This is a genomic window from Actinoplanes palleronii (assembly GCF_016862315.1).
Classification (GTDB): domain Bacteria; phylum Actinomycetota; class Actinomycetes; order Mycobacteriales; family Micromonosporaceae; genus Actinoplanes; species Actinoplanes palleronii.
This window is the reverse complement of record NZ_BOMS01000004.1, coordinates 57557-82326: the sequence shown is the minus strand read 5'-3', so window position 1 is coordinate 82326 and position 24770 is coordinate 57557. Positions and strand designations below refer to the sequence as shown.

At 71.7% G+C, this 24770-nt stretch carries 22 protein-coding genes and 2 pseudogenes; 10 read left to right on the top strand and 14 right to left on the bottom strand.

Translation table 11 applies throughout. The features are described from left to right. The 3 genes from Apa02nite_RS01005 to Apa02nite_RS00995 all read right to left on the bottom strand — a co-directional run. A partial coding sequence (locus Apa02nite_RS01005) for a hypothetical protein (RefSeq protein ID WP_203823387.1) occupies positions 1-512 on the bottom strand: 512 nt, incomplete at its 3' end. A 200-nt stretch (positions 513-712) separates the two neighbouring features. After that, a complete protein-coding gene (locus Apa02nite_RS01000; protein WP_203823386.1) occupies positions 713-1306 on the bottom strand; it encodes a nucleotidyltransferase domain-containing protein in 594 nt (197 codons plus the stop codon). A gap of 104 nt (positions 1307-1410) precedes the next feature. Then, positions 1411-2283 carry an isocitrate lyase/PEP mutase family protein gene (locus Apa02nite_RS00995; protein ID WP_203823385.1) on the bottom strand — a complete coding sequence of 291 codons (873 nt, stop codon included), beginning with the start codon at positions 2281-2283 and terminating at the stop codon, positions 1411-1413. A gap of 181 nt (positions 2284-2464) precedes the next feature. Here Apa02nite_RS00995 and Apa02nite_RS00990 point away from each other — a divergent pair, with 181 nt between their 5' ends. The 5 genes and pseudogenes from Apa02nite_RS00990 to Apa02nite_RS00975 all read left to right on the top strand — a co-directional run bounded on the left by Apa02nite_RS00990 (position 2465) and on the right by Apa02nite_RS00975 (position 5939). Further along, the gene (locus Apa02nite_RS00990; protein ID WP_203823384.1) at positions 2465-3532 is read left to right on the top strand and encodes a DUF6348 family protein; all 1068 of its coding nucleotides are present in this window, start codon (positions 2465-2467) and stop codon (positions 3530-3532) included. Between the two features lie 153 nt (positions 3533-3685). Then, positions 3686-3865 (top strand): annotated as a pseudogene (locus Apa02nite_RS52270) (serine hydrolase domain-containing protein); the annotation flags it as partial. Between the two features lie 92 nt (positions 3866-3957). After that, the gene (locus Apa02nite_RS50820) at positions 3958-4350 is read left to right on the top strand and encodes a serine hydrolase domain-containing protein (protein ID WP_344573605.1); all 393 of its coding nucleotides are present in this window, start codon (positions 3958-3960) and stop codon (positions 4348-4350) included. A gap of 32 nt (positions 4351-4382) precedes the next feature. Continuing rightward, positions 4383-5021, top strand: coding sequence for an MBL fold metallo-hydrolase (locus tag Apa02nite_RS00980; RefSeq protein WP_203823383.1), 639 nt, complete (start codon positions 4383-4385; stop codon positions 5019-5021). 18 nt (positions 5022-5039) lie between these two features. After that, positions 5040-5939, top strand: a complete 900-nt coding sequence (locus Apa02nite_RS00975) for a serine hydrolase domain-containing protein (protein WP_203823382.1) — start codon at positions 5040-5042, stop codon at positions 5937-5939. On the opposite strand, the gene Apa02nite_RS00970 is transcribed toward Apa02nite_RS00975, so the two are convergent. The 6 genes from Apa02nite_RS00970 to Apa02nite_RS00945 form a co-directional block, all read right to left on the bottom strand. Beyond that, entirely contained in the window at positions 5934-7865 is a 1932-nt protein-coding gene (locus Apa02nite_RS00970; protein ID WP_203823381.1) for an ABC transporter ATP-binding protein, read from the bottom strand. The two genes, Apa02nite_RS00975 and Apa02nite_RS00970, sit on opposite strands and share 6 nt — an antisense overlap. After that, positions 7862-9640: an ABC transporter ATP-binding protein gene (locus Apa02nite_RS00965; RefSeq protein WP_203823380.1), complete on the bottom strand. Its 1779-nt coding sequence runs from the start codon at positions 9638-9640 to the stop codon at positions 7862-7864. Before Apa02nite_RS00965 ends, Apa02nite_RS00970 begins: the two co-directional genes overlap by 4 nt. A gap of 104 nt (positions 9641-9744) precedes the next feature. After that, positions 9745-11070, bottom strand: a complete 1326-nt coding sequence (locus Apa02nite_RS00960) for an LLM class flavin-dependent oxidoreductase (protein WP_203823379.1) — start codon at positions 11068-11070, stop codon at positions 9745-9747. Beyond that, the gene (locus tag Apa02nite_RS00955; protein ID WP_203823378.1) at positions 11067-11786 is read right to left on the bottom strand and encodes an ABC transporter ATP-binding protein; all 720 of its coding nucleotides are present in this window, start codon (positions 11784-11786) and stop codon (positions 11067-11069) included. The genes Apa02nite_RS00960 and Apa02nite_RS00955 overlap by 4 nt, the downstream gene beginning before the upstream one ends. Continuing rightward, positions 11762-12496 (bottom strand): ABC transporter permease, encoded by a 735-nt coding sequence (locus tag Apa02nite_RS00950; protein ID WP_239164030.1) that lies wholly within the window; start codon positions 12494-12496, stop codon positions 11762-11764. Before Apa02nite_RS00950 ends, Apa02nite_RS00955 begins: the two co-directional genes overlap by 25 nt. A 110-nt stretch (positions 12497-12606) precedes the next feature. Beyond that, positions 12607-13653: an ABC transporter substrate-binding protein gene (locus Apa02nite_RS00945; RefSeq protein WP_203823376.1), complete on the bottom strand. Its 1047-nt coding sequence runs from the start codon at positions 13651-13653 to the stop codon at positions 12607-12609. A 180-nt stretch (positions 13654-13833) separates the two neighbouring features. Here Apa02nite_RS00945 and Apa02nite_RS00940 point away from each other — a divergent pair, with 180 nt between their 5' ends. Continuing rightward, positions 13834-15462 carry a sensor domain-containing diguanylate cyclase gene (locus tag Apa02nite_RS00940; protein WP_203823375.1) on the top strand — a complete coding sequence of 543 codons (1629 nt, stop codon included), beginning with the start codon at positions 13834-13836 and terminating at the stop codon, positions 15460-15462. Positions 15463-15640: 178 nt separating this feature from the next. After that, positions 15641-16558 (top strand): annotated as a pseudogene (locus tag Apa02nite_RS52200) (lamin tail domain-containing protein); the annotation flags it as partial. Positions 16559-16768: 210 nt separating this feature from the next. Here the strand turns inward: Apa02nite_RS52200 and Apa02nite_RS50810 are convergent. Next, positions 16769-17761: a DMT family transporter gene (locus tag Apa02nite_RS50810; RefSeq protein WP_239164029.1), complete on the bottom strand. Its 993-nt coding sequence runs from the start codon at positions 17759-17761 to the stop codon at positions 16769-16771. 106 nt (positions 17762-17867) lie between these two features. Between Apa02nite_RS50810 and Apa02nite_RS00930 the strand changes: the two genes are divergently transcribed. Continuing rightward, entirely contained in the window at positions 17868-18338 is a 471-nt protein-coding gene (locus Apa02nite_RS00930) for an Lrp/AsnC family transcriptional regulator (RefSeq protein ID WP_067686090.1), read from the top strand. Between the two features lie 79 nt (positions 18339-18417). Here Apa02nite_RS00930 and Apa02nite_RS00925 read toward each other — a convergent pair whose 3' ends face one another. From Apa02nite_RS00925 to Apa02nite_RS00915, 3 genes are all read right to left on the bottom strand, one after another. Beyond that, entirely contained in the window at positions 18418-19065 is a 648-nt protein-coding gene (locus Apa02nite_RS00925; RefSeq protein ID WP_067686088.1) for a thymidine kinase, read from the bottom strand. 64 nt (positions 19066-19129) lie between these two features. Continuing rightward, a complete protein-coding gene (locus tag Apa02nite_RS00920) occupies positions 19130-19849 on the bottom strand; it encodes a hypothetical protein (protein WP_067686086.1) in 720 nt (239 codons plus the stop codon). Positions 19850-19906: 57 nt separating this feature from the next. Further along, entirely contained in the window at positions 19907-21436 is a 1530-nt protein-coding gene (locus Apa02nite_RS00915) for an NAD(P)/FAD-dependent oxidoreductase (RefSeq protein WP_239164028.1), read from the bottom strand. Between the two features lie 200 nt (positions 21437-21636). Between Apa02nite_RS00915 and Apa02nite_RS00910 the strand changes: the two genes are divergently transcribed. Beyond that, positions 21637-22602 (top strand): hypothetical protein, encoded by a 966-nt coding sequence (locus Apa02nite_RS00910; protein ID WP_203823373.1) that lies wholly within the window; start codon positions 21637-21639, stop codon positions 22600-22602. A gap of 268 nt (positions 22603-22870) precedes the next feature. Here the strand turns inward: Apa02nite_RS00910 and Apa02nite_RS00905 are convergent, their stop codons facing one another. Next, the gene (locus Apa02nite_RS00905) at positions 22871-23710 is read right to left on the bottom strand and encodes an SDR family NAD(P)-dependent oxidoreductase (protein ID WP_203823372.1); all 840 of its coding nucleotides are present in this window, start codon (positions 23708-23710) and stop codon (positions 22871-22873) included. A gap of 71 nt (positions 23711-23781) precedes the next feature. Between Apa02nite_RS00905 and Apa02nite_RS00900 the strand changes: the two genes are divergently transcribed. Next, positions 23782-24768, top strand: coding sequence for a LysR family transcriptional regulator (locus Apa02nite_RS00900; protein WP_203823371.1), 987 nt, complete (start codon positions 23782-23784; stop codon positions 24766-24768). Positions 24769-24770: the final 2 nt, after the last annotated feature.

The following is a 24770-nucleotide window of genomic DNA, read 5'->3' as shown; positions in this document are numbered from 1 at the left end:
CCGCGGTCGCGGTCGCGGTCGTTGTCCCGGTCCCGGTCCCGGTCCCGGTCCCGGTCCCGGTCCCGGTCGCGGTCGCGGTCGCGGTCGTTGTCACGATCCCGGTCGCGGTCCCGGTCGCCGTCCCGGCCATTGTCGCGGTCGCGGTCCCTATCCCGGCCGTTGTCGCGGTCGCGGTCGCGGTCCCGGTCCCTGTCGCGGTCCCTGTCGCGGCTGTTGTCGCGGGACTTCTGGGGCACCAGCACGTACTTGGTGTTGCCGTTGTCGTCCTCGAACTCCTCGCAGCGGGCGTCGGTGAAGTCGCCGTTGCGGATGTGGTTCTTCCGCGCTCTGACGCAGGAGTCGAGATCCCAGAACGTCTCGCGCTTCTCGGAGAAGCCCGTCGAGGACTGCGTGGCGGCCGAGGTCGCGGTGACCTGGTGGCTCGACGGCGAGGCGTGAGCCGGCGCCATGGAGAACGCGGCGCCCGTCAGCAGCCCGACACCGATGGCGGAGATGCTGGTAAGTTTGGACATGTCAGACCTTTCATCCGATAGTGGTCAAGCGGAAACAGCTTGTCCACGCGGCGGGGACGACGAGGTCCGTTTGCCGGTCCGGTCGGCCGTTGAGCCCGGCTCGCGGGCCCGAACGGTCGCCGCTGCCGGCTGAAGGTCCGAGATGCGGGTCATCCGGCTGCGCCGGCCGCGGATCCTGAGTAGGTCGCGCCGGCGGTGGGTCAGGTGCTGAGGAGTGGCTGCCAGGGGTGGCCCGGGTGGACCCGGGCCAGCGCGTTGATCAGCCAGTCGCGCCGGCTCGCGGACAGGTGGGGGCGGACGGCGCGGAAATCCGCCTCGTCCTTCGGTCGTGGTCCCTTGGCCTTGAAGAGCAGGACGATCTCCGGCACCAGGTAGGGCACGCCGTCCGGAGTGTGCGCGATGACCTCGGTGTACGGCAGGCGGATCGCCGGATCTCGGCGGCAGATCCAGACGACGCCGTCGTGCGGCTCCCGGAAGACGTCGAAGCGCCACTTGCCGGTCGCCGGCTCCCGTGCCCAGGTCTGATGGGTGGCGAGCAGGCTCTCCGGACTGGCCGGGGTGACCGTGCCCGCGCCCACGGCGAAGAACGCGTGATCGGGGAAGCGGGCCGCGATGTCCTCGAAACGGTTCGCGGGGACGGCGATCTCCAGGTCGTCGTGCGCTCGGGTCTCGGCGCCGAGGAAGAGGTCGACGGCCCAGCCGCCGGCGACGCACCAGGGCAACTCGAGACCGGTCAGCCGGTCCGCCACGAACCGCGGATGCCAGGCGTCCCACGCCTCCAGCTCAACGTCCACACCCGAAAGCTAATCCCGATCCGCCCGATGCCGCCAGGTCCGCCCGGCGCGTGTCGTCCCCGCGCCGGCCGCCGCCGTCTCCGCGACCGCGGCCAGGATCCGGTTCAGGTCTGCAACCCCCGGGGGACGTAGCGGGCGTCCGGGTCGCGCGCCTCGTCCGGGCCGCCCAGGGCGGTGAACGCCGCCCACGGCATCCGCTCGACCGCGGTGGCGTCGCCGCTCTCGGCGATCGCGCGGTAGGTGACCGACGCGGCCCGCATCGCGGCGAGCAGGGCCGCCACCGGGTGCAGCGCCAGCCGGACCCCGACGGCGGCGAGGTCCGCGTCGGTCCAGGTGGGCTGGTGCGGTGCGGCTTCGCTGCGATCGACCACCAGGGGTACGCCGGGGAGCGCCCGATGGAGCTCCTCGAGCTCGGCAAGCTCCACGACACCCGCCGGGAGGACCGCGCCGGCACCCGCCTCGGCATAGGCCCGGCAGCGCTCGATGGTGTCGGCGAGCCCGTTCACGGCGTACGCGTCCGTCCTGGCGATCACCACGAGTTCCGGGACCTGATCGGCCAGCGCCTGGATCGTGGCGGCCGCCGGAGTGGTGGCGATGACCCCCTTGCCGGCCGGGTGCCCGCCGCGTTCCGGGCTGACCCGATCCGCCAGGTGCAGCCCGGAGACGCCGGCCCGGCTGTACGCCAGCCCGGTCCACACCGCGTGCAGCGGGTTGCCGTAGCCGGTGTCCGCGTCGGCCAGCAGCGGGATCCCCCGCAGCGCCGGGACCAGCGTGGACGCCCGGTCGGCGATCTGGGTGGCGGGCACGAAGCCGAGGTCGGGGCGGCCCAGCATGGTGGCCGAGACGGCCGCGCCGGACAGGTGCACTGCCCGGTTCCCGGCGGCCACCGCGAGCGCCGCTGTCACCGGGTCGTAGACGCCGGGCACGTGGGTGACCCGGTCGGAGGCGAGGAGGGCGCGCAGCGCGGAAGCGGTCATGGTCGCAGCCTGGCGCATCGGCGCCGGTGGACGCCACCGTCACGACGCCCGGACGCGCCGGACCGTACCCGGGTGGGCGGGCCGGCGCGGTGCGGGGAGCGGGGTTGGCCACCTCACCCGGTGTTTGATCTTGGGATTTGCGGGGGCTTGCGGGAGATCGGCTGGGCGGTACGCTCACGCGATGTTCGACGAGGCGGTTGTGGTCGGGGTCATCGCGTTCTGTGAGGGCGCGACGCCGCCGTCCGGGGACGAGGTCCGGAACAGGCTGCTCAGCGGTGGTGTGGAGCCGTGGCTGGCGGAGCGGCTGCTGGCCTTCCTGCCCCTCGCTTTCGGGCGCCGCGTGCTCGACGGGGTGCGGGTGGACGAGAACTTCGTCGACGGCGCGACCACCCGGCGCTTCGCCGACGATCCGGTCTACGCGGCCTGCGAGCGCTGTGCGCAGCTCGTCGGGGAGCAGGAGATCGCCAGGGTCGCGGGGTACAGCCACGAGGTCGCCGCGGTCAGCCAGGCCCTGCGCGACGGCGCCACGCTGACCGATCTCGTGCTCGGGGCGATCACCCTCGACGAGCCGTTGCCGCCGCTCGGCACCGGCAGCGGCGGGGTGCCCTCGCCCGCATCGATCTTCGCGCGTTGGATGGCGGCCTACGGCGTGCCGCTCGGTGACGACCTCCGGCTGGGTGACGCCGAGTTCCAGGCGACCCTGGCGCCGCACCCGCGGCCGACGCCCGACCTGGTCGTCGCGCAGGTGAACTTCGCGGTGAACCATCCGGCGCTGGCCCGGCCGTGGATGGTGGAGAGCTGCGCCGGTGTCGCGCCGACCTGGCGGGAAGCGATCTTCCAGAGCCTGGCGATGTTCGAGCGGGCGGTGGCGTACCCGATGATCGCGGCGCTGCTGGACCGGGACGTGGCCGGGGAGAACGTGCATGTGGAGCGGTTCGCGCACCCGAGCGGCGGGTTCGAGGTGCTGCTCGGCGCGCAGGTGGACCTGTTCGCCACCGAGGCGGTGCCGTCCGCCGAGGAACTGTTCGATCAGCTGCTGACCGCGCTGGAGGGTGTGCCGCTGAGCCCGGCGGTGCACGCGCTGCGGTTCTTCACCGTTCACCAGGACGGCCAGCTGCTGACCAACGAGGTCTTCCTGGACGGCGAGCCGTGGGAGGCCGGCATGAAGGTCACCGCCGCGGCCGGCGCCCCGCTGCCGAAGGGCCCGGTCGGCGTCCGCGTCTTCGCCTTCCTGGTCCCGGCCCGCTGACCCCACCGAGGTCCCGGCTGGTCCCGAGGGGTGTCTCAGGGTGCCGGAGGCACCCCGGAGAACCAGCCGCGTCCCGCGAGCTGACCGCGTACCTCGCGGCTGGTGGTCGCTGTCAGGTGCGCCGGCGGTTGCGGTCAGGTCTAGGCTCCGGCGGTGGCTGATGATCTTCTCGCGGACTTCGTGCGTGCCGATCGGGAGCGGGCGCTCGGCACCTACGGCATCCATGTGCACCGGGAGGGGCACGAGCCGCTGATCCACCGGTTCCGGTCCGACGACCGGGTCAACCTGTACTCGGTGTCGAAGACGTTCACCGCGGTGGCGGCCGGGCTGGCCGAGGCCGAGGGTCTGCTCAGCCTCGACGACCTGTTCCTCGACCACTTCCCCGAGTTGCGGCCGATCGCCGCGGACGGGTTCGAGCGCTCGGGCTGCGCAATCCGGCCTGGCACACCTGCCCGCTGGGGTTCCCGGTCGCGGAGAGTGACCTGTTCCTGCGCACCGAGGAGCTGGCCCGGTTCGCCCGGCTGCTGCTGCAGGGCGGCGAGTGGGCGGGCCGCCCGGTGATCCCGGCCGACTACGTGCGCCGGATGCCGCTGGAGACGGTGCCGACCGCGGACTCCCCGGGCGGTCAGTTCACGCACGGTTACGGGCTCGGCGTCTGGCTCGGTGGCAACGGCACCTACCGGATGGACGGCCTCTACGGCCAGTACGCGGTGATCGCCCCGGACCTCCGCGCCGCGGTCACCGTCACCGCGCACTCCGACCACGACGAGGACCTGCTCACCGCGGTCTATGAGGTCCTTGACAGGCTACGGGGCTGAGACCGATACCGATCCTCGCTAGGCTGCCCGGCATGCGGCTGATCAAATTCACCCATGCCTGCGTACGCCTCGAGGACGGCGACCGGCGACTCCTGATCGACCCGGGAGTGTGGACCGAACCGGAGGCCTTCGACGGCATCACCGACGTCCTGGTCACGCACGAGCACGCCGACCACATCGACCTCGAGCAGATCGCGACCCGGCTGGCCACCCGGCCCCTGCGGCTCTACGCCCCGGCCGCGGTGCGGGCAGCCGCGCCGGACGAGAAGCTGGCCGCCGTGATCAGCCCGGTCGCGTCCGGTGACACGTTCACGGCCGGCGGCTTCGCGGTGACCGCGGTCGGCGGCAGCCACGCCGAGGTGTACCGGGGCCAACCCGGCTGCGCCAACCTCGGCTACGTGGTCGAGGGCGTCTACCACCCGGGTGACTCGTTCTTCGTACCGGACAAGGACCGGCTGGTCTCCACGCTGCTCGTCCCGGCGGGCGGGCCGTGGTTCAAGCTCGCCGAGGCCCTGGACTTCGTCCGCGCCGTCGCCCCGCAGCGCGCGTTCCCGATCCACGACCGGATGCTGTCGACCGACGTCGGTTTCGACAACGTCGACGGTTGGATGGCGGAGGAGAGCGGCACCGCGTACGCCCGTGTCCCGCTCGGCGGGTCGGTCACGTTCTGAGGGCGGTATCGTCCGGGAGTGCCAGATGATCTTCTTGCGGACTTCGTTCGCACCGACCGGGAGCAGCAGCTCGGCACGTACGGCATCCACGTGCACCGGGAGGGCCACGAGCCGCTGATCCACCGGTTCCGCTCCGACGACCGGGTGAACGTCTACTCGGTGGCGAAGACGTTCACCTCGGTCGCGGCCGGACTTGCCGAGGCCGAGGGCCGGCTCGGACTCGACGATCTGTTCCTCGACCACTTCCCGGAGCTGCGCCCGGTCGCCGCGGACGGGTTCGAGCGGGTCACGCTGCGGCACCTGCTCACGATGACCAGCGGGAGCAGTCACCACTGGTCGTCGTACGAGCGGGTCGACCCCGCCGACCTGTTGCGCGAGTTCGTGGCGGCACCCCTGGAGGCGGTGCCGGGGGAGCGCTTCCGGTATGTCGGCTCCGGCCCGTACGCGATAGGTCGGGTCATCGCGCGCACCAGCGGCGCGGACCTGCGCGCCTACCTCGAGCCCCGCCTTTTCCGCCCGCTCGGTGTGCACCATCCGGCCTGGCACACCTGCCCGCTGGGGTTTCCGTTCGCGGACAGTGAGCTGTTCCTGCGCACCGGGGAGCTGGCGCGATTTGCCCAGCTCATCCTGCAGGGCGGGGAGTGGCAGGGGCGGCAGGTCGTCCCGGCCGACTACGTGCGGCGGATCGCGGCGGAGAAGGTCAGCACGGCGCCGGTCGCGGCCTGGGGCCCGCAGTTCAGCGACGGCTACGGCCTGGGCGTCTGGCTCGGCGGCGACGGCACGTTCCGGATGGACGGCGCCTACGGCCAGTTCGCGGTGATCGACCCGGAGCGCCGCGCCGCGATCACCGTGACCGCCCACTTCGAACGCTCCGGCGATCTGCTGACCGCGATCCACGAGTTGCTGGCGACGCTATGACCGGGCGGCGTGCGACTCCCACGTCGCGTACATCGCCGCATACCGCCCGCCCGCCGCGACCAACTCTTCGTGGCTGCCCGACTCGATGATGCCGCCGTCGTCGACCACGATCACCCGGTCGGCGCGCCGCGCGGTGGACAGCCGGTGCGCGACCAGGATCGCGGTCCGCCCGTCGAGCAGCCGCTGCACCGCGGCCTCCACCCGCAGCTCGGACCGCAGGTCCAGGCTCGACGTCGCCTCGTCCAGGACCACCACCCGGGGCGCCGCGACGAACACCCGGGCCAGCGCGATCAGTTGCCGTTCGCCGGACGACACCGACTGGCCGCGCTCGTGCAGCACCGTGTCGAGGCCGCCGGGGGAGCGGTCCACCAGGTCACGCAGGCCGACCGCGTCGACCGCCGCGCCGATCTCGGCCTCCGACGCGTCCGGGCGGGCGAAGGCGATGTTGTCCCGCAGCGTCCCGGCGAACAGGAACGGCTCCTGCGGCACCACGCCGACCTGCCGGTGCAGCGAGTCCAGGGTGACGTCGCGCAGGTCGTGACCGTCGATCAGCACCGTGCCCCGGTCCGGGTCGTAGAGCCGGGCGACCAGCTTGGCCAGTGTCGACTTGCCGGCGCCGGTCGGGCCGACACACGCGATCGTCTCGCCGGGCGAGATCCGCAGGCTGACGTCGCGCAGGACCGGACGCTCACTGTCGTACCCGAAAGACACCTCGCGCAACTCGATGCCGCCGCTCGCCGGCGGCAGTGCGATGGCAGAAACCTTTTCCGGTACGCCCGGAGCCGTCGTGAGCAGGCCGCGGAGCTTGCCCAGCGCGGCCCTGGCCTGCTGGTAGTTGGTGTACAACTGGACGAGTTGCTGGACCGGCTGGAAGAACGCGTTCAGGTAGAGGACGAACGCGGTCAGCTCGCCGATGGTCAGCTCGTCGCGCAGCACCATCCGCCCGCCGATCAGCAGCAGCGCGGCCAGCCCGAGCAACCCGATCACCGAGCTGCCGGGGCCGTAGACGGCGTTGATCCGGCCGGTGTGATCGTTGGCGTCGCGGTACCCGCCGACCACCTCACGATGGCCGACCACACTGCGGTGCTGCTGGTTGTGCGCCGTGATCACGCGGACGCCGTAGAGGCTCTCGGACAGGTGCGAGAAGAGTGCCGCGATGGCGTCCCGCTGCCGGTTGTACCCGTGGTCGGCGGCCTTCCGGAACCAGATCGACAGCGCCGCCAGCGGGGGCACCACGAGCAGCAACGTGATCGCGGCCAGCTCCACGTCGTAGTGCACCAGCACCGCGGTGACCACCACCATGGTCAGCCCCTGGATCAGGAACTGCGCGAACCCCTCCTGCAGCAGCTGCTGCAGCGCCTCGACGTCGGAGGTCATCCGGGTCATCGTGACCCCGGCCTTCTCCTTGGTGTAGAAGTCCAGGCTGAGCCGCTGCAGGTGACTGAAGATCCGGACTCGCAGGTCCCGGGTGGCGTACGCGGCGAGCCGCCCGCTCTGCCGGATCCGCACCCCGGACGCCACCGCGGTGAGCCCGACCGCGACCAGGAACGCGATCGACGCGCCGACGAGCACCGGCACGTCGCGGGCCACGATGCCGTGGTCGATGCCGACCTGCACGAGCAGCGGACCGGCCTGCAGCAGCAGCGCCTCGACCAGGACCGCGACGGCCGCCGAGACCAGGAACGCGGGCCGGTTGGCCAGCATCGACCAGAGGGTGAGCTGGCGATGGTCGGGCTGCTGCCGGAACGGCTCGTGCGGCGTCGGGTGCTCGGGCTCGGTGGCCTCCAAGCGGTCCACCCCGGCGGCCAGCTCGGGCGGGATGCCGGCGAACGGGGTGCCGCTCTGCCCGCCCTTGCGGCTCGTACCGCTGAGGCCACCGGGGATCGCGCCGCCGTGCCCGCCGAAGCCCCCTCCGAACATGCTCATGCGACCGGTTCCTCTTCGCTCACGGTCGCCAGGACCTGCGCGTACAACGGGCTTGTCGCCAGCAGGGCGGCGTGCGTGCCGTCCGCGACCACCCGGCCGCCGTCGATCAGGACGACCCGGTCGGCCAGACCGATGGTGGCCAGCCGGTGTGCCACCACGATCGTGGTGCGGCCGGTCATCAGCGTGCGCAGCGACTCGTGGATCTCGTGCTCGACCCGGACGTCGACGGCGCTTGTCGCGTCGTCGAGGATCAGCACCGGCGGGTTGACCAGCAGCGCCCGGGCGATCGCGACCCGCTGCCGCTGACCGCCGGAGAGCGTGTAGCCGCGTTCGCCGACGACCGTGTCGTAGCCGTCGGGGAGGTCGCGGATGAACGCGTCGGCGCCGGCCGCCAGCGCCGCGGCCTCGACCTGGGCGCGGGTGGCCTCCGGGCGGCCGAACGCGATGTTCTCGTGCAGCGAGACCGAGAACAGGAACGGCTCGTCGGGGACGATGCCGACCCGGTCGCGCAGGGTGGCCAGGGGGTAGTCGCGGACGTCGACGCCGTCGAGCAGGATCTGCCCTTCGGTCACGTCGTAGAAGCGGGCGGCGAGGCGGCCGACGGTGGATTTTCCCGCGCCGGTCGCGCCGACCAGGGCGATCGTTTCGCCGGGGTGGATGTGCAGGTCCAGGCCGTCCAGCGCGGTGGTGCCGTCCGGGTAAACAAAATGGACATGTCGGAGGTGGAGCTCGCCGCGGGGTGACGGTGTCGCTGTTTCCGATCTATCGGTTATGTCGGCTTTTGTGTCGAGAATTTCGTAGATGCGCTGGGAGGACGCGGCGGCCCGCTGGCCCATCATGATGATCATGCCGAGCATCCGGAACGGCGGCTGCAGCATCAGCACGTAGGAGTTGAACGCCACCACGGTGCCCACCGTGGCCTGCCCGCGCAGCACCATCAGGCCGCCGACCAGCAGGACCAGGGCCAGGCCGATCCGGGGCAGGTTGTCCATCACCGGGATCCACCGGCTGCGCAGCTTCGCGTCCGCGGTGTACGCCCAGCGCACCCGGTCGGCCGCCCGGGCCAGGGTGTCGACCTGCCCCTGCTCGCCGGCGAACGCCTTGACGATCCGTACACCCTGGATGTTCTCGTCGACGACGGTGGCCACCCCGGCGAGCCGGGACTGGATCAGCCAGGAGACCGGGAAGATCGCCTTGCGCATCCGTACGCCGAGCACCGCGATGGCCGGCATGGTGGCCATCGCGACCACCGCCAGGATCGGGTTGATCGAGACCATCAATCCGAACGCGATCACCGCGATCATGCACTGGACCAGGATCGAGGGGCCGAACGTGAGGTACATCTGGACGGCCCGGATGTCCGAGGTGGCCCGGGACATCAGCTCGCCGGACTGGACCCGGTCGTAGAAGCCGTACGACATCCGCATCAGGTGACCGAAGACGACGTTGCGCAGGTCGTACTCCAGCTCGTACGCGGTGCGCAGCAGGTAGAGCCGGGCCAGGTAGTTGATCACGCCCTGGACCAGGGCCAGCGCGGCGATCAGCCAGACGTACGTGGCCAGCGGCTCGGTGTGCGCGACGAGCGCCCGGTCGATCCCGATCCGGATCAGGTTGGGGATCTGCACCTGCACGATCAGCCCGACGAAGGACAGCGCCAGCGAGGTGATCAACATGAGCCGGTGTGCCCGCAGCAGCGGCCAGGCGCGCCGCAGCCAGCTCTTCGACGGGTCGGGGTGAATGCCCGCGCTCGGGGCGCGGCGTGGGGCGGTGGGCAAGCGCGCTCCTCTTTCCCGGGATTCTTAGCTTAGCTAACGACCCCGGGAAGGGGAAGTGTGTGAAGTTTCGGTGCGCTCCGCACCGAAACTTCACACACTGCTTTTCAGGCACTGCTTTTCAGGACGCCGGCCGGGCGGGGCAGGCCGTAGTGGTCGCGCAGGGTGCGGGTGGTGTACTCGGTGCGGAACAGCCCGCGCCGCTGCAGGATCGGGACCACCTGGTCGACGAAGACCTCCAGACCGGACGGCAGCACCGGGGCCATGATGTTGAACCCGTCCGCGGCGCCGTTGTCGAACCAGTGCTGGATCGCGTCGGCGACCTGTTCCGGAGTGCCGGCGAAGGTGCGGTGCCCACGGCCGCCGCCGAGCCGCCCGATCAGCTGCCGTACGGTCAGCCGCTCCCGCCGGGCCAGCTCGACGATCAGCGTGTACCGGCTCTTGGCCGCCTCGATCTCGTCCTCGTCCGGCAGGTCGTCGGGCAACTCCCGGTCCAGGTGCAGCGCGGACGGGTCCAGCTTGAGCGTCTGTGCCAGCTGGCGCAGCGCGTACTCCGGCTTGATCAGCTGCTCCAGCTCCTCCTCCAGTGCCAGGGCCTCGGCCTGGGTGGAGCCGATCGCCGGCACGATCCCGGGCAGGATCTTGACGGTGTCCGGGTCACGGCCCTCGGCCAGGGCGCGGCGCTTGAGGTCGGCGTAGAAGGCCTGGGCGTCCTCGAGGGTCTGCTGGGCGGTGAAGACCGCGTCGGCGTACCTCGCGGCGAGCGCCTTGCCGTCCTCCGAGGAGCCGGCCTGGACCAGCAGCGGGTGACCCTGCGGGGACCGTGGCACGTTCAGCGCGCCGGCCACCTGGAAGTACTCGCCGGTGTGCCCGGCCGGGTGGATCTTCGTGTCGTCGCCCCAGACGCCGTTCGCCTTGTCGCCGAGCGCGGCGTCGTCCTCCCAGCTGTCCCAGAGCTTGCGGGACACGTCGACGAACTCGGCGGCCCGCGCGTACCGGTCGCGGTGTGCCGGCTGGTCGTCCAGGTTGAAGTTGCGGGCCGCGTCCGGCCCGGCCGTGGTGACCACGTTCCAGCCGGCCCGGCCGCCGCTGACGTGGTCCAGCGAGGCGAACCGCCGCGCCAGGTTGTACGGCTCGTTGTAGCTGGTCGACGCGGTGGCGATCAGGCCGATCCGCTCGGTGGCCCCGGCCAGCGCGGTGAGCAGCACGGTCGGCTCCAGGCCACCGGACGGGCGGTGCCCGACGCTGTTCCACAGCACCGGGCTGTCGGCCAGGAAGAGCGAGTCGAGCTTGCCGCGCTCGGCGATCCGGGCCAGCCGGACGTAGTGCTGGACGTCCAGGTGGGCGAACGGGTCACTCTCTGGCAGCCGCCAGGCCGCCTCGTGGTGCCCGACCGTCATCAGGAACGCGTTCAGGTGCAGTTGCCGGGTCATGAGGTGACTCCCAGGGCTCGCAGTAGCAGTTCACGGACCTCCTGGAACCCCGGGTCACGGGGTGTGCGGGAGTCGGGCAGGCCGGGGCGGATGTCGACGGCGATGCGGCCGCCGTCCAGCACCACGATCCGGTCGGCCAGCTGCACCGCCTCGTCCACGTCGTGGGTGACCAGCAGCACCGCCGGCTGATGCCGTTTGCAGAGCGCGCGCAGCAGGCCGTGCATCCGGATCCGGGTGAGCGCGTCCAGCGCACCGAACGGCTCGTCGGCCAGCAGCAGCTCCGGCTCGCCGACCAGGGACCGGGCCAGCGCCACCCGCTGCTGCTCGCCGCCGGAGAGCTCGGTGGGCCAGGCGCGTTCCCGCCCGGCGAGACCCACCTCGGCCAGGGCTTCGGCGCCGCGCTCGCGGGGGTTCGGCGCGCGCAGGCCGAGGATGACGTTGTCCAGCACCCGGCGCCAGGGCAGCAGCCGGGAGTCCTGGAAGACCACCGACACCCGGTCCGGGATCCGCAACTCGCCGTCGCCGGCCACGTCGTAGTCGAGACCGGCGAGGGCGCGCAGCAGCGTGCTCTTGCCGGAACCGCTGCGCCCGAGCAGTGCGACGAACTCGCCGGGCGCGATCTGCAGGTCGACCCGGTCGAGGACCACGTGGTCGCCGAAGCGCCGGGTCAGTTTGTCGATCCGTACGCCGGTCAGCTCGCCAGTGTCCGTCGCCACGACAGCACCCTCCGCTCGGTCACGCGCACCAGCGCGTCGGACAGGAAACCGAAGATGCCGTAGACGGCCAGGCCGACCAGGATCACGTCGGTCTGTGCATACTGCTGGGCCTGCTCCATCATGTAGCCGACCCCGCTCAGCGCGTTGATCTGCTCGACCGTGATCAGGACCAGCCAGGACGCGGTGAGCGAGAGGCGCAGGCCGACGAAGAACTGCGGAAGCACACCGGGCAGGACGACGTGCCGCAGGAACTCGCTCCGGCGGTAGCCCTGCACCTCGGCCAGCTCGACGTAACGCTTGTCGATGCCGACCAGCCCCGCGTAGACCTGGATGTACATGTACACCGCCACGGCCACCGCGATGATCACGATCTTGAAGAGTTCGCCGATGCCGAGCCAGAGGATGAGCAGCGGGATCAGGCCGATGGTCGGGATGGCCAGCTTGATCTTCATGGGGCCGTCGATCAGCGCCTCGCCGATCCGGCTGATCCCGGCGATCACCGCGAGCGCGAGGCCGGCCGTGATGCCGATCAGGAAGCCGGCGGTGGCCCTGGTCAGCGACGTGAGCACGTGCTCCTGCAGGACACCCGTGGAGATCATGTCCGCGGTGGTCCGGGCCACCGCCCACGGCGCGGAGAGCTTGCGAGGATCGAGCAGACCGCTCGCGGAGGCCGCCGCCCACAGCGCGAGGAGGAGGGCGGGACCGAGCAATCTTCCGTACGGAAGAGGTCTGCCCGGACCCAGGCGGCGTCGCGCCCGGCGGACGGCCGGAACCGGGGATCGGGGTCGGGTGGCGACGGAGAACGTCTCGGTGGCCATGGTCACTCCTGGTACTCGGCGGGTACCGCGTCCGCGGCGAGGGACTGGAAGCGCCGGTCGAAGAGCTTCTCCGGGTCGATCGGCTTGATGAAGCCGCCCTCGACGAGCAGGTCGGCGGACTCCTTCTCCCACGCGACGGCCTTGTCCCAGTTCCGCGGGAAGAACGGTTTCTGCAGCGTGGTGCCGATCCGCTCGGCGTCCGCGGGGGAGACCTGCTGGTCCTTGACGTAGTAGGCGTCCAGCCATTTCTCCTTGTTCTCCCAGCGCCAGACCTGGTCCTTGGCCCAGAACGGGATGAACGACCGGATCGCGGCGACCTTGCCCGCGTCGGCGAGCACCTCGCCCGGCGCCCAGAGCACGCCCAGATAGTCGACAGCCGTCATCGGGAACTGGATGGCGCCGTCCTTGCCGTACTCGAGAAGGTATTTGGTGATCGACGGCTCGGCGAGCGGTGCGACGTCGATCTGCCCGCTCTGCAACGCGACCAGGAACTTGGTGCTCGGCAGCGCGATCAGCTGCACGTCCTTCGGGGTGAGGCCCTGCTCCTTGAGGGTGCGCAGCACCACCACGCCCTGCGCCTGGCCCTGCGAGAAGCCGATCTTCTTGCCCCGCAGGTCGGTCAGCCCCGCGACCGGGTTGCCCGGCGCCGTGACGTACGTGTACTGCGGCTTCTGCACGGTCTGCACCGCGACGATCTTGGCGTCCACGCCGATCGCGGCGGCCTGGATCGGCGGGATCCCCGCGTTGTTGGCCAGGTCCACCGAGTGCGCCCGGAACGCCGTGATCACGTCGGGGCCGGCCGCGATGTTCGGCCAGTCCTTGACCGTGAACGGCAGCTTGCCGATCTCGCCGGAGGCCTGCAGCGCGACCTGCGTGGTGTGGATCGAGATGACCAGTGCGGTGGCCGGGTCGACGGTCGTCGGCAGCGGGTCGGAGGCGCTCAGGCTCGCGGCGGCGGCATCGTCGCCGGCACATCCGGTCAGGCCGAGCGCGGTCACTCCGAGAAGTCCCCCGAGCAGGGTGCGGCGGTTAACGAGCGGATTTATCATCGAGATCCCTTACGTAGCGTGTCCGCGGCGTAACAATCTCGATCAATATACATTACCTATAGGGTTTATAGGTTTTAACGACTCGTGACGACCTCCTTGCCCGCTGTGCCCGATGGGCGCACGATGATCGGATGCCCGCCGGAAAGCTACGATGCCGCGGATCCGTGCCGATGGTCGGACGTGACCGGAACGGCCCTGATGCGGACGGCGGCAGATAGTGCCGCCGTCCCGGCCGCGTTCGCGGCACGGGCGGCGGAACTCGACGACCTGGAGGACTGGGTCGGCCGTGACCCGGCCGGTCGCTCGGCCCGCGCCGTCGAGGTCGAGCAGGACGCCGCCGCCGACGGGGACGCGGTCGCCCGGATGCGGGCCCGGCTGATCCAGGCCGACGCGGCCGAACGCTCCGGTGAGCTGAAAGCCGCCGCCGAGGCGATGTGGCTGATCAACGAGTGGGCGCACGCCCGGGGTAACCGCTACCTGATCGCCCGCAGTCACCTGCTGCTCGGCCGGACCTACCGCAACCTGGGTGACGTGGCCGCGCTGCTGGAACACGCGGTCGCCGCGGTCGAGGCGCTCGACGACACCGTCCCGCCCCGCCGCCGGCTGCCGTACGTGGTCAAGTACGCCGACGCGCTCACCGAGACCGGCTCGATCGAGGCGGCCCGGGAACGCTACCGGCAGGCCGAGGAGCTGGCGAGACACAGCACCGACATCCGCGACCGGATGATGGTGCTGAACAACCACGCGTACGCCGAATTCCTGGCCGGCGACCCGCAACGGGCCTGGGACGTGGTGCGGCGAATGCGGGCCACCGCCGCCGCCAGCAATCACCGGCTCGACCCGAACGACCTCGACACGGTCGCCAGCGTGCAGATCGCCCTCGGTCACTACGGCGACGCCGAACAGACCATCCTGGTCGCCATCAGCGGATACCCGGACGGGCCGCAGGAGGCCGACTCGCTGCCCGAGTTCCTGCTCACCCTGGCCACCACCCGGCGGATGCAGGGCGACCTGCCGAACGCGCAGGACACCCTGAACACCTGCCGGGACCAGTGCGAGGCGCACGGGCACGGCGAGATCCTGGTCCGGGTGATGCAGGAACAGGCCGAGCTGTACGCCGCGGCCGGCGACTTCGCCAATGCGTTCGCCGAGCACAAACGCTTCCACACGGCCGAGAAGGAAGTGATCTCCGCGGCCCGGGAGGCGCAGGCGCGCAGCCGGCAGGCGCTGTTCGAGGTCAACGAGGCGCGGGAAGAGGCCGAACAGTTCCGCGAGCAGGCCCGCCGGGATCCGCTCACCGGACTGCGCAACCGGCGCTACGTGGACGAGCAACTGCCCGGGATGATCGAGCAGGCCGCGCGGACCGGGGCGCCGCTGTGGGCGGCGCTGCTCGACCTCGACCACTTCAAGCGGGTCAACGACCAGTGCACGCACGAGGTGGGGGACCGGGTGCTGATCGAGGTGGCCCGGTTGCTGATCGACGCGGCGCCGGTCGGGGGGTTCGCGGCTCGGCTGGGCGGGGAGGAATTCCTGCTCGTGGTCGGGGGGATGGACGGGGAGCAGGTGGCGGGGTATCTGGACCGGGTGCGAGCCGGGATCGCCGGGCATCCGTGGGAGCCGGTGACCGGGGAGCTGCCGGTGACGGTGAGCATCGGGGCGGATGCGGCCATGCCGGGGAGTTCGCAGGCGGAGCTGCTGGCCGGGGCGGATGCGCAGTTGTATGAGGCCAAGCGGACGGGGCGGGATCGGGTCTGCGTGGACGCGGGGGCGGTAGAGCGGACCCGGAGGGTGGGGTCGGGGCGGGGCTGAGGTTTCCACAGTCTCGGGTTGTCCACATGCTCGCTGCGGCGGGGGTCTGCTCGCGGTCAGACTGTCAGCGGGGGAGCCCCCGGGGAGAGGCGGGCTTTGGGCTCGCGCGTCATGATCACAACCAGCCCGCAGCCCATCGGCACTCGTCCCGCAACCCACCCCCGCCGATCCTGGTGACATGCTGCGCCGTCTTCTCTCCCTCGCTACCTCCCTCACCACCGCCACCGCCCTGACCCTCGCCGCCCTCCCCGCCCCCGCCGAAGCCGCCACCACCGCCTGCCGCCCCGGTGCCGGAAGCCCCCGCTGCTCGGTCTGGACCGGCAAGGTCTCCTGGGTGGCCGACGGCGACACGCTGCTGGTCGACGTGAACGGCGACGGCACGAAGACCCCGCGCTCGATCCGGCTGATCGGCGTGCAGGCCATGGAGCAGCACGTCTACTCGCCGCAGCCGGCCAAGCGCCGCGGTGACTGCCACGCGATCGAGGCGACCGCCCGGGTCGAGCAGCTGGTCAAGGCGGGCAAGGGCGTGGTCCGGATGACCGCGCAGAAGTCCGGCAGCCAGAGCCGCAGTCGGCCACTGCGATCGATGTCGGTCAAGATCAATGGTAAGTGGCGGGATATCGGCGAAGATTTGGTACGACACGGGTACGCCCTGTGGCTCCCGTTCGCCGGCGAGTGGGCCTGGGACTCGGCGTACGAGCTGGCCGAGGCGAACGCGGCGGCCGAGAAGAACCTGATGTGGGACGACGACTACTGCGGTACCGGACCGGCCCAGGACGCCCAGCTGTCCGTCTGGGCGAACAGCGACGCGGACGGCGACGACGCGACCAACCTGAACGGCGAGTGGGTCCGGATCGGCAACACCGGCGCCCAGCCGGTCCCGATCGGTGGCTGGTGGGTGCGGGACTCCGGGCTGCGCCGGTACACGTTCGCGGCCGGCGCCGAGGTGCCCGCGGGCGGCGCGGTCTACGTGCACGTCGGCAAGGGCGCCGACACCGCGACCGACAAGTACTGGGGACTGACCGCGCCGATCTTCACGAACGTCGACCCGCTGGGCCACTCGGTCGGCGACGGCGCGTACCTCTTCGACCCGCAGGGCGACCTGCGGCAGGCGATGCTCTACCCGTGCCGGGTGCACTGCGGCAGCCCGCTGACCGGCAAGGTCACCCTCCGGGTGAAGTACGCCGGGGTGGAGAAGATCGAGGTGGTCAACACCAGCGACCAGCCGGTCGACCTGCAGGGGCACGCGGTGGTCAGCCGGTACCAGCACCGGTTCGAGGAGAGCACGGTCCTGCAGCCGGGCGAGTCACTGGAGGTGCAGCTGGCCGGCGGCCGCCGGGTGCTCGACGACGCCGGTGGTGAGGTGCGGCTGCAGACCGCGGACATGTGGACGGTGGCCTGCCGCTGGTGGGGGACCGGCAAGTGCTGACCCGGCTCGGTCCCGTGGTTTCACGTTGTAGGTGATCACTCCGCCCACGACCAGCGCCAAGGCGACGAGCACGCCGGCCGTGATCGGCTCACCGAACAGCGGCACGGCGAGGACCGTGGTGAGCACCGGGCTGATCGCGCCGATCACCGCCGGGATGCCGCTGCCGAGCCTGCGGACCGCGTACCCATAACTCAGGGTTGAAAAAATGCCGGTCCCGACACCTTGCAGGACGACGAAGAGGGCAAGGTGCGACACCGGGGCAGAAGTCAGGTTCACCGGCAGGGCGCCGGTGACCTCCAGTACGGCGGCGACCAGCGCGGCCGGCGTGCAGATCACCAGGACGACGCTGATCAGATCCAGTCGTGTCCGGCCGAGCCCGATCGTGTAGACCGCCCACACGAACCCGGCCGCGAGCAGCACCCCGATCCCGGTGGTCGTCGCGCCGGCCGTCGTCAGCACGGCGGTCGCCGCGATGCCGAGCACGATCGCGGTCAGCGCGATCAGCCGCCGGCCGCGAACCCGTTCGCCGCGGGTGACGGCCAGGATGACCGCCACGAACAGCGGCACCGACCCGGGCAGCAGCAGCCCGACCAGGGCCGCCGTGGTCAGGCGCCCGCCGAGCGCGGAGAGCAGGAAGTGCGGCAGCCCGGCGAGGCAGAGCGCGACCACCACCCCGGGACGTTCCCGGCGGACCGCGCGCAGCGCACGGGGCAGCCACGGCGCGAGCAGGAGCACCGGGGTGACGAACCGCAGGAACGCGGCGTCGACCGGCGTCAGGCCGGAGGCGCCGATCCCGCGGATGGTGAGCGCGAACGATGCCCACAGGACCACGGCCGCGGCGAGTGCGGCCACGCCTCGATGACGGTGCACGAGCGATTCCCTCCCCTGGTCGTTGGGGGAAAGGCTAGGAACAATCGGCTGGCACGCGATTGCTAGTTCTGCCACGGGAAGGGCCTGCAGTGGCAGAATCTGCTACGTGGAGAGCCTGGACGCCATCGACCGCCGGATCCTGCTCGAGTTGCAGCGGGACGGCCGCCTCACCAACCAGGAGCTGGCCGACCGGGTCGGGCTGTCCCCGTCACCCTGCCTGCGGCGGGTGCGGCTGCTCCAGGAGTCCGGCGTGATCGAGCGGTACGCCGCGGTGCTGTCCCAGGACGCGCTCGGGCTGCCGATCACCGCGTTCGCCCGGCTGACCCTGATCTCGCACGGCTCGGCAGTGGTCGACGAGGTCGAGGAGCGGCTGCGGACGATCCCCGAGGTGGTCGAGGCGTACCTGCTGGCCGGGGACGACGACTACCTCGTCAAGATCGTCATCCAGTCCTTCGCGGCGTACGAGGACCTGCTGCGGCGGGAGCTGCGGTCCATCCCGGCACTGGCGTCGATCAAGACGACGTTCGCGTTCGCGGTGACCAAGCCGCAGTCGCCGCTGCCGATCCCGCCGCGCTGACCGGTCTGCCCGCCGCTTCCCGCCACGGTGCCCCGCCGTGCGGACCGCAGGTGGTCAGCGAGTCGGCGGCGCGCAAGGATCAGATCGGGCCGGGCTCGCCGCTGCGCCAGTGGCGGCGGCACAGCACCCGGTAGGAGACCGCGGACGTCTCGGTGGTGTCGCCGACCGCGACCTGCGCGCCGGCCCGGGCCACCTCGCCGCCGACGATCCGGGCGTTCTGCCGGCCCGGCCGCCCGCACCAGCAGGTCACCTCGACCTGCAGCGGCGTGATCACGTCAGCCAGCTCGACCAGCCGCTGCGCGCCCGGGAACAGCCGGGACAGGAAGTCCGTGATGATCGCGTAGCAGTCGATGTCGACGGCCATCTCGTCGGCCGCCCAGGCCAGCTGCTCGACCTGCGCCGGGGTGAGGAACTGCGCCTCGTCGGCGATCACAAAACCGCCGGCCGGCACCCGCTCGGTGACCATCGCGACCAGGTCCATCTCCGGATCCACCTCGATGGCGTCCGCGGTCACACCGAGGCGCGACGACATGATCCCCTCGCCGGCCCGGTCCTGGCTGGTCAGCAGCACGCCGGGCCGGCCGGCCTGGCGGCGGTTGAACGCGTTCTGCAGGGCCAGGGTGCTCTTGCCCGACCCCATCCGGCCGGTGAAGAGGGTGAGGGTCCCGAAGACCGGGGCCATTGCCGGCTGCCGAGCGGCGAGAACGGTCGCGGCGGTGACCGGCATCAATCGGGGCCTCTTTCTCTTCCTGACGGGGCCGGTACACGCTACCTAATGATCGAACTTCTGGTTACCGCCGGTCGACGGTCAGGGTCGATACACCTGACGTGAGATCGATGTCGTAACGGTCGGTCGCCGTGCCCCAACCGGACGGGGTGAAATCGGTGCCTCCGGCGATCCCGGAACGGCGAACGCCGTCGATGGTCACGGTCGCGGCACCCCCACCCACTCGTACGCGGACCGGCGCATCACCGGTCAGGTGCACGCTGACCTGGCTCGCGCCGCCACCGAGCGTGACCGGGATCGTGCCCTGCGCGGCGGGCAGGGTGACGTCGGCCAGGCTGGTGCCGGCGACGAAGCTCACGCCGGTGAGTTTGCCGCCGGTCAGGTCGGCGGACTCCTCCTTGGCGCCACCGTCGAACCGGAGCTGCCAGTGCACGGCGTTGCTGAGTTCCGCGGTGACCAGGGCCGGGCCCGGGTCACCGGTGTCGGCCAGGCCCGCGTAGACGGTGTCGCCGTCGAGCCGGACCGACGGACGGACCTTGGCGTCGTCGGCGGTGGAGACCCGGTAGAGGTCACCACCCAGGTCGGCGGCGCGCACCCGGACCACGTCCGCGCCGGAGATGACCGCGAAGGTGGCCCGGTCATGGTCGCCGACACTGCCGCCGGTGACGACCCGGGCCGCGTCGTCGTGATCGGCGAAGGGTTGCCCCTTCTCGTCGTGGTCGTTGCACGCGGCGGTGAGCAGCAGGGTGGTGGCCAGCAGGGCCGGAAGGAGAGGTCGGCGCATGTCGTTCTACATGCCCGGGTGGGCACGCTCCCATGCGCCGCCCTCCCCCGGCGAAGATCACTCCCGAACGCTCAGCGGCTCCCGCTCGTCCGCGACCTGCTCGTTCACGGCCAGCTCCGGTGCGGTCTTCTCCGACTCGGCTGTCGCCGGCTCGGTGTTCGCCGGCTCGGCTTTCGCCGGCGTGGCCGGAGTCCGCGGCGCCTGGTCGTGGTCCACCGGGGTGGCCTGCGCGGCCTGCTCGTCCGTCCGGGGCGCCGGTGCGTCGGCGGCCTCCGCACGCTCCCGCTCGAACGGGTCGCCGTAGGCCCGGATCGCCCGCCGCGCGAACGCCTGCTGCTGCGTCGCCACCCGCTCGGCCCGCCCGCGCCCGACGAAGCTGACCGCCCAGTGCAGCACCGCAGTCACCCGGTTCTTGAAGCCGACCAGGTAGAGCAGGTGCACCACCATCCACACCACCCAGGCCGGGAAGCCGGACAGTCGCACCTTGCCGATGCTGGCCACCGCGGAGAACCGGGAGATCGTCGCCAGGCTGCCCTTGTCGAAGTACGTGAACGCCTGCCCGGTCTCCTTGCCGCCGAGCCGCCGCTTGATCTGGTCGGCGGCGTGCCGGCCGCTCTGGATGGCCACCTGCGCCACCCCGGGCAGCGGCTTACCGTCCGCGCCGGCCAGGTGCATCATGTCGCCGAGCACGAAGATCTCCGGGTGCCCGGGCAGCGTGGTGTCCTTCTCCACGAGCACCCGACCGGCCCGGTCGATCTCGGCGCCGGCCGCTTCGGCCAGCTTGCGGGCCAGCGGCGGCGCGGCCACCCCGGCCGCCCACACCTTGGTCACCGACGGGATCCGGTGCCGGCCGTTCGCGTCCTCGACCTCGATGCCGGTCGCGTCGACGCCGACCACCTTGGTGTTCAGCTTCACCTCGACGCCGAGCTTCTCCAGCTGCCGCTGCGCGCTGGCCGACAGATGGTCGCCGAACGTGTTCAGCACCGCCCCGATCGCGTCGACCAGGATGATCCGGGCCTTCCGCGGGTCGATGTGCTTGTACTGCCCCGGCAGGTTCCGGTGGGCCAGCTCGGCGATCTGCCCGGCCAGTTCGGTGCCGGTCGGGCCGGCGCCGACCACCACGAAGGTCAGCCAGCGCTGGATCGCCTCCGGGTCGGTCTGCAGGTCGGCCACCTCGAACGCGCCGAAGATCCGGGCGCGCAACTCGAGCGCGTCGTCGATGCTCTTCATGCCGGGCGCGTGGTCGGCGAACTGGTCGTTGCCGAAGTACGACTGCGAGGCGCCGGCCGCCACGATCAGCGTGTCGTACTCCACGGTGTAGTCGATGCCCGGCCCGGCGACCGAGACGACCTTGTTCTCGATGTCGACGTCCTTCACCCAGCCGAGGCGGACGTCCACGTTCTCCTGCCGCCGCAGCACCTCGCGGATCGGCGGGGCGACCTCGCCCTCCGACAGGATCCCCGTCGCCACCTGGTAGAGCAGCGGCTGGAAGAGGTGATATGTCGTGCCGTTGATCAGGGTGATGTCCACCGGAGCCTTGCGCAGCGCCTTGATCGCGAAGAGCCCGCCGAAACCGGCTCCCACCACGACCACACGTTGGCGGTGACCTAGCTGAGTCATTGCCTGCTCCCGTCCGAGTCCGTCCGCTTAGTACAGCGCACTTCCGCATACCCGTATGCCGTGAAAATGACCACTCACGTGCGGATTCTCACCGGAGGAGGCTGAGCGAGGGCTGAACCGGTCGCCGTGACCTCCTACTCTGTTGATCGATGGAGCGCTGCTAAGCGGTGGAGACGACCGAGCGGTGGTTGCGCGGCCTCGCCGTGTTCGTGCCGTTCGGCGCGGCGCTGCTCGGCCTGCGGTACCTGCTGGGCACGTGGCTCGTCCTCCACCCCCGGATCGCCCTGGGCGCCCTGGTCACCGGCGTGGCCGGTGCGACGGCCGCCGCGCTTCTCGTCCGGCGGCGCCGGCGCCGCCGGATGACCCGTGCGGTCGAGGGCGCGGGCTGGAGCCCGATCGATCCGCGCACCCGGGCCTGGCCGTGGCAGGGCCTGCAGCAGGGCCGCGCGGTGGTCGGGACCGCCTGGATCAGGGAGGTGGACGGCCTCCCGATCGCCGCGGGCCGCGTGCGTTTCTCCGGCGCGGCGTTCGCCGGCGCGGTCCGGGACCGCGAGGGCTGGGCGATCTTCGTGGTGCTGAAGCTGCCCCGTCCGGCGCCGTCGATGGCATGGCGACTGCCTTTCCAGTACGTCGGTGACTCGCCCCGGTTGCACCGCCCCGAGCTGCGCTGGGCCGCCCTGCACGGCGAGATCCCGCCCTGGACCGTCCTCGGCGACGAACTCTTCATCGTGGAGCCGTCCCGCCGCTGGATCACCCCGGCGGACCTCGCCTCGGTGCTCCACCACACCCTGCACGTCCTAGCCCTCCTCAACCTCGACCCGCAACCCCCAGCGCCGCCCTTCCCCGAGCCGTTCTTCCCCGAGCCGCCCCTCTCCGAGCCGCCCCTCTCCGAGCCGGGCACCTCCGAGCCGGGCACCTCCGGGCCGCCCCTCCCCGGGCCGGGCCTGCCCGAGCCGGGCACCTTCGAGCCGGGCACCTTCGAGCCAGCTCCGACCGGGCCGCCCGTTTCCGCCGGCGACCTGGCGCACCTGCGAAGCCTCGGCCTGGACGACACCCGGCTGAAAGCCCTGGGCGCTCACCCCGACCCCGTGCCCCCGGCTGCGAGCGCTCACGAAGCCGGCGCTGCCGGCTGAGCTCAGGCCCCCTGTCAGGACAGCCGCGGTCGGAGACAGCGCCTGATAGCGACTGCGGTCAGGTAACCAGGGCCAGGGCCAAGGCAGCCGCGGTCGGGAGGCAGCACGTCACGGAGGCCGAGATCAGGCGGCCCGGTGCCAAGGTGGCCGCGGCTGGCGCTGGCGCATCACGGCGGCTGAAGCCGGGCGACCGGGCGTTGCGGTGACTGCGGCCAGGCGGCCCGGCCCCCGTGGTGGCGACGGCCGGCGAGCCCTGAGCCGCCGGGGATCAGGGGGCCGGGTGCCAGGGGAGGACCGCTCCGTCGCGGATCAGCTCGCCGTAGTGGTCGGGTTTGATCGGGTCGAGGGCGAGCGACAGCAGCGGAACAGCCGCCTGCTCCGGGGTCGGCGCGGCGCTGACGTCCCACCACAGGGCCGAGGTCGGCGTGTTCATCATGCCGGGGCAGACGGCGGCCACCAGGATGCCGCGCTCGGTGTCGGAGGAGCGGCGCTGCCGGGCGAGCGCGCGGACCGCCGCGACCTGGGCGATCTTGGAGGGGATGTTGACGAAGCCCGGCCAGGCGCCGGCCCGCGCGCTGCCGTCGCGGACCTGGTCACGCCAGTCGGCGGTGGCGGTGTCGACGGCGTCCAGCGAGGACAGGCCGTCGAAGTGCCGGTGCAGCACCGGTGCCAGGAACGTGAGGGTGCCGAGCGAGTTGGCCACCACGATCAGCCGGCCGCCGTCGCGCAGCAGGGGAGCGAAGGCCCGCAGCACCCGGGTGGTGCCGAAGTTGTTGACCTCCGTGTACTCCTCGACGATCGCACGGGGATCGTCATCCGGGCCGACCCGCATCACCGCGTTGCCGAACACCACGTCGACCCCGCCGTCGCGGTGCTCCAGCTCGGCGGCGAGCCGGGTGACCGACGCGGGGTCGGACACGTCCAGCACCGCGCCGCGGACCTCCGCGGTGGTCTCCGGCAGCGCGGCGACGGCCGCGCTCACCCGGGCCGCGTCGCGGCCGGTCAGATAGACGATGTCGGCGGGATTCATCCGCTGGGCGAGGCCCGCCACCAGCGCCGTGCCGAGCCCCTGGGTAGCCCCGGTGACCAGGGCGATACGTGTAGTCATGCGACCACGCTAGGCCGGTGCCGCCGGATGCCGCCAACGAGATTTACTCATACCTGGTATGAGTAATCGTCATGGCGATCACCGACGCGTCCTTGGTAGCTTTGCGGGTGTTCCGGGCGGTGGCCGAGCGCGGGAGTTTCACCGCGGCCGCCGTGGCGTTGGGCTATACGCAGTCGGCAGTGTCCCGGCAGATTGCGGCGCTCGAGCGGGCCGTGGGGGCGGACCTGCTGGAGCGGCGGCACGACGGGGTGCGCGTCACCGCGGCGGGGCGGATCGTGTTGCGGCGCGCGGTCGCGGTGGCCGAGCAGATCGAGGCGGCGGCACACGAGCTGGCCGGATTGCCCGGTCCGGACGGCGCGGTGCGGCTCGGGTGGTTCACCAGCGCCGGTGCCGGGTTGGTGCCGCGCGCACTGGCCGACCTGCGCCGCACGCATCCGGGGGTGACCGTGACCACCCGGGAGGCCGCCACGTCCGCGCTGATCCGTGCCCTGCGCGCGGGCAGCCTGGACCTGGCGGTGATCGCCACCACGACACCGCTCGGTCTGCCGGGCGCCGGAACGCCTGGTCAGGGGCACGGGCTGCCGGGCGCCGGAACGCCTCGGCGGCGGCACGGGCTGCCGGATGCCGGGATGCCGCCGTTGCGGACGCGGGTGCTGACCGATCGGAGTCTGATGGTCGCGGTGCCGGCGAACCATCCGCTGGCCGGTGGCTCCGCGATCGACGTCGCGCAGCTGCGCGGACAGGAGTGGATCGCCGGGCACAGTTCCGGTGACGAGCGGCTGATGGGGGTCTGGCCCGGGCTGGACGAGCGGCCGGTGATCGCTCACGTCGCCCGGGACTGGCTGGCCAAGCTGCACCTGGTGGCGGCCGGGTGCGGGCTCACCACGATCCCGCCGGTGCTGGCCGGGACGGTGCCGGACGGCGTCCGGGTGCTGCCGGTCCGCGGCGGGTCGGACGAGGGCCGGCAGATGATGCTGGCCTGGCTGCACCAACCGTTGCCACCGGCGGCGGCGCGGCTGGCCGAGGCGCTGCAGGCCGCGGCCGGCGTACTGGAATGATC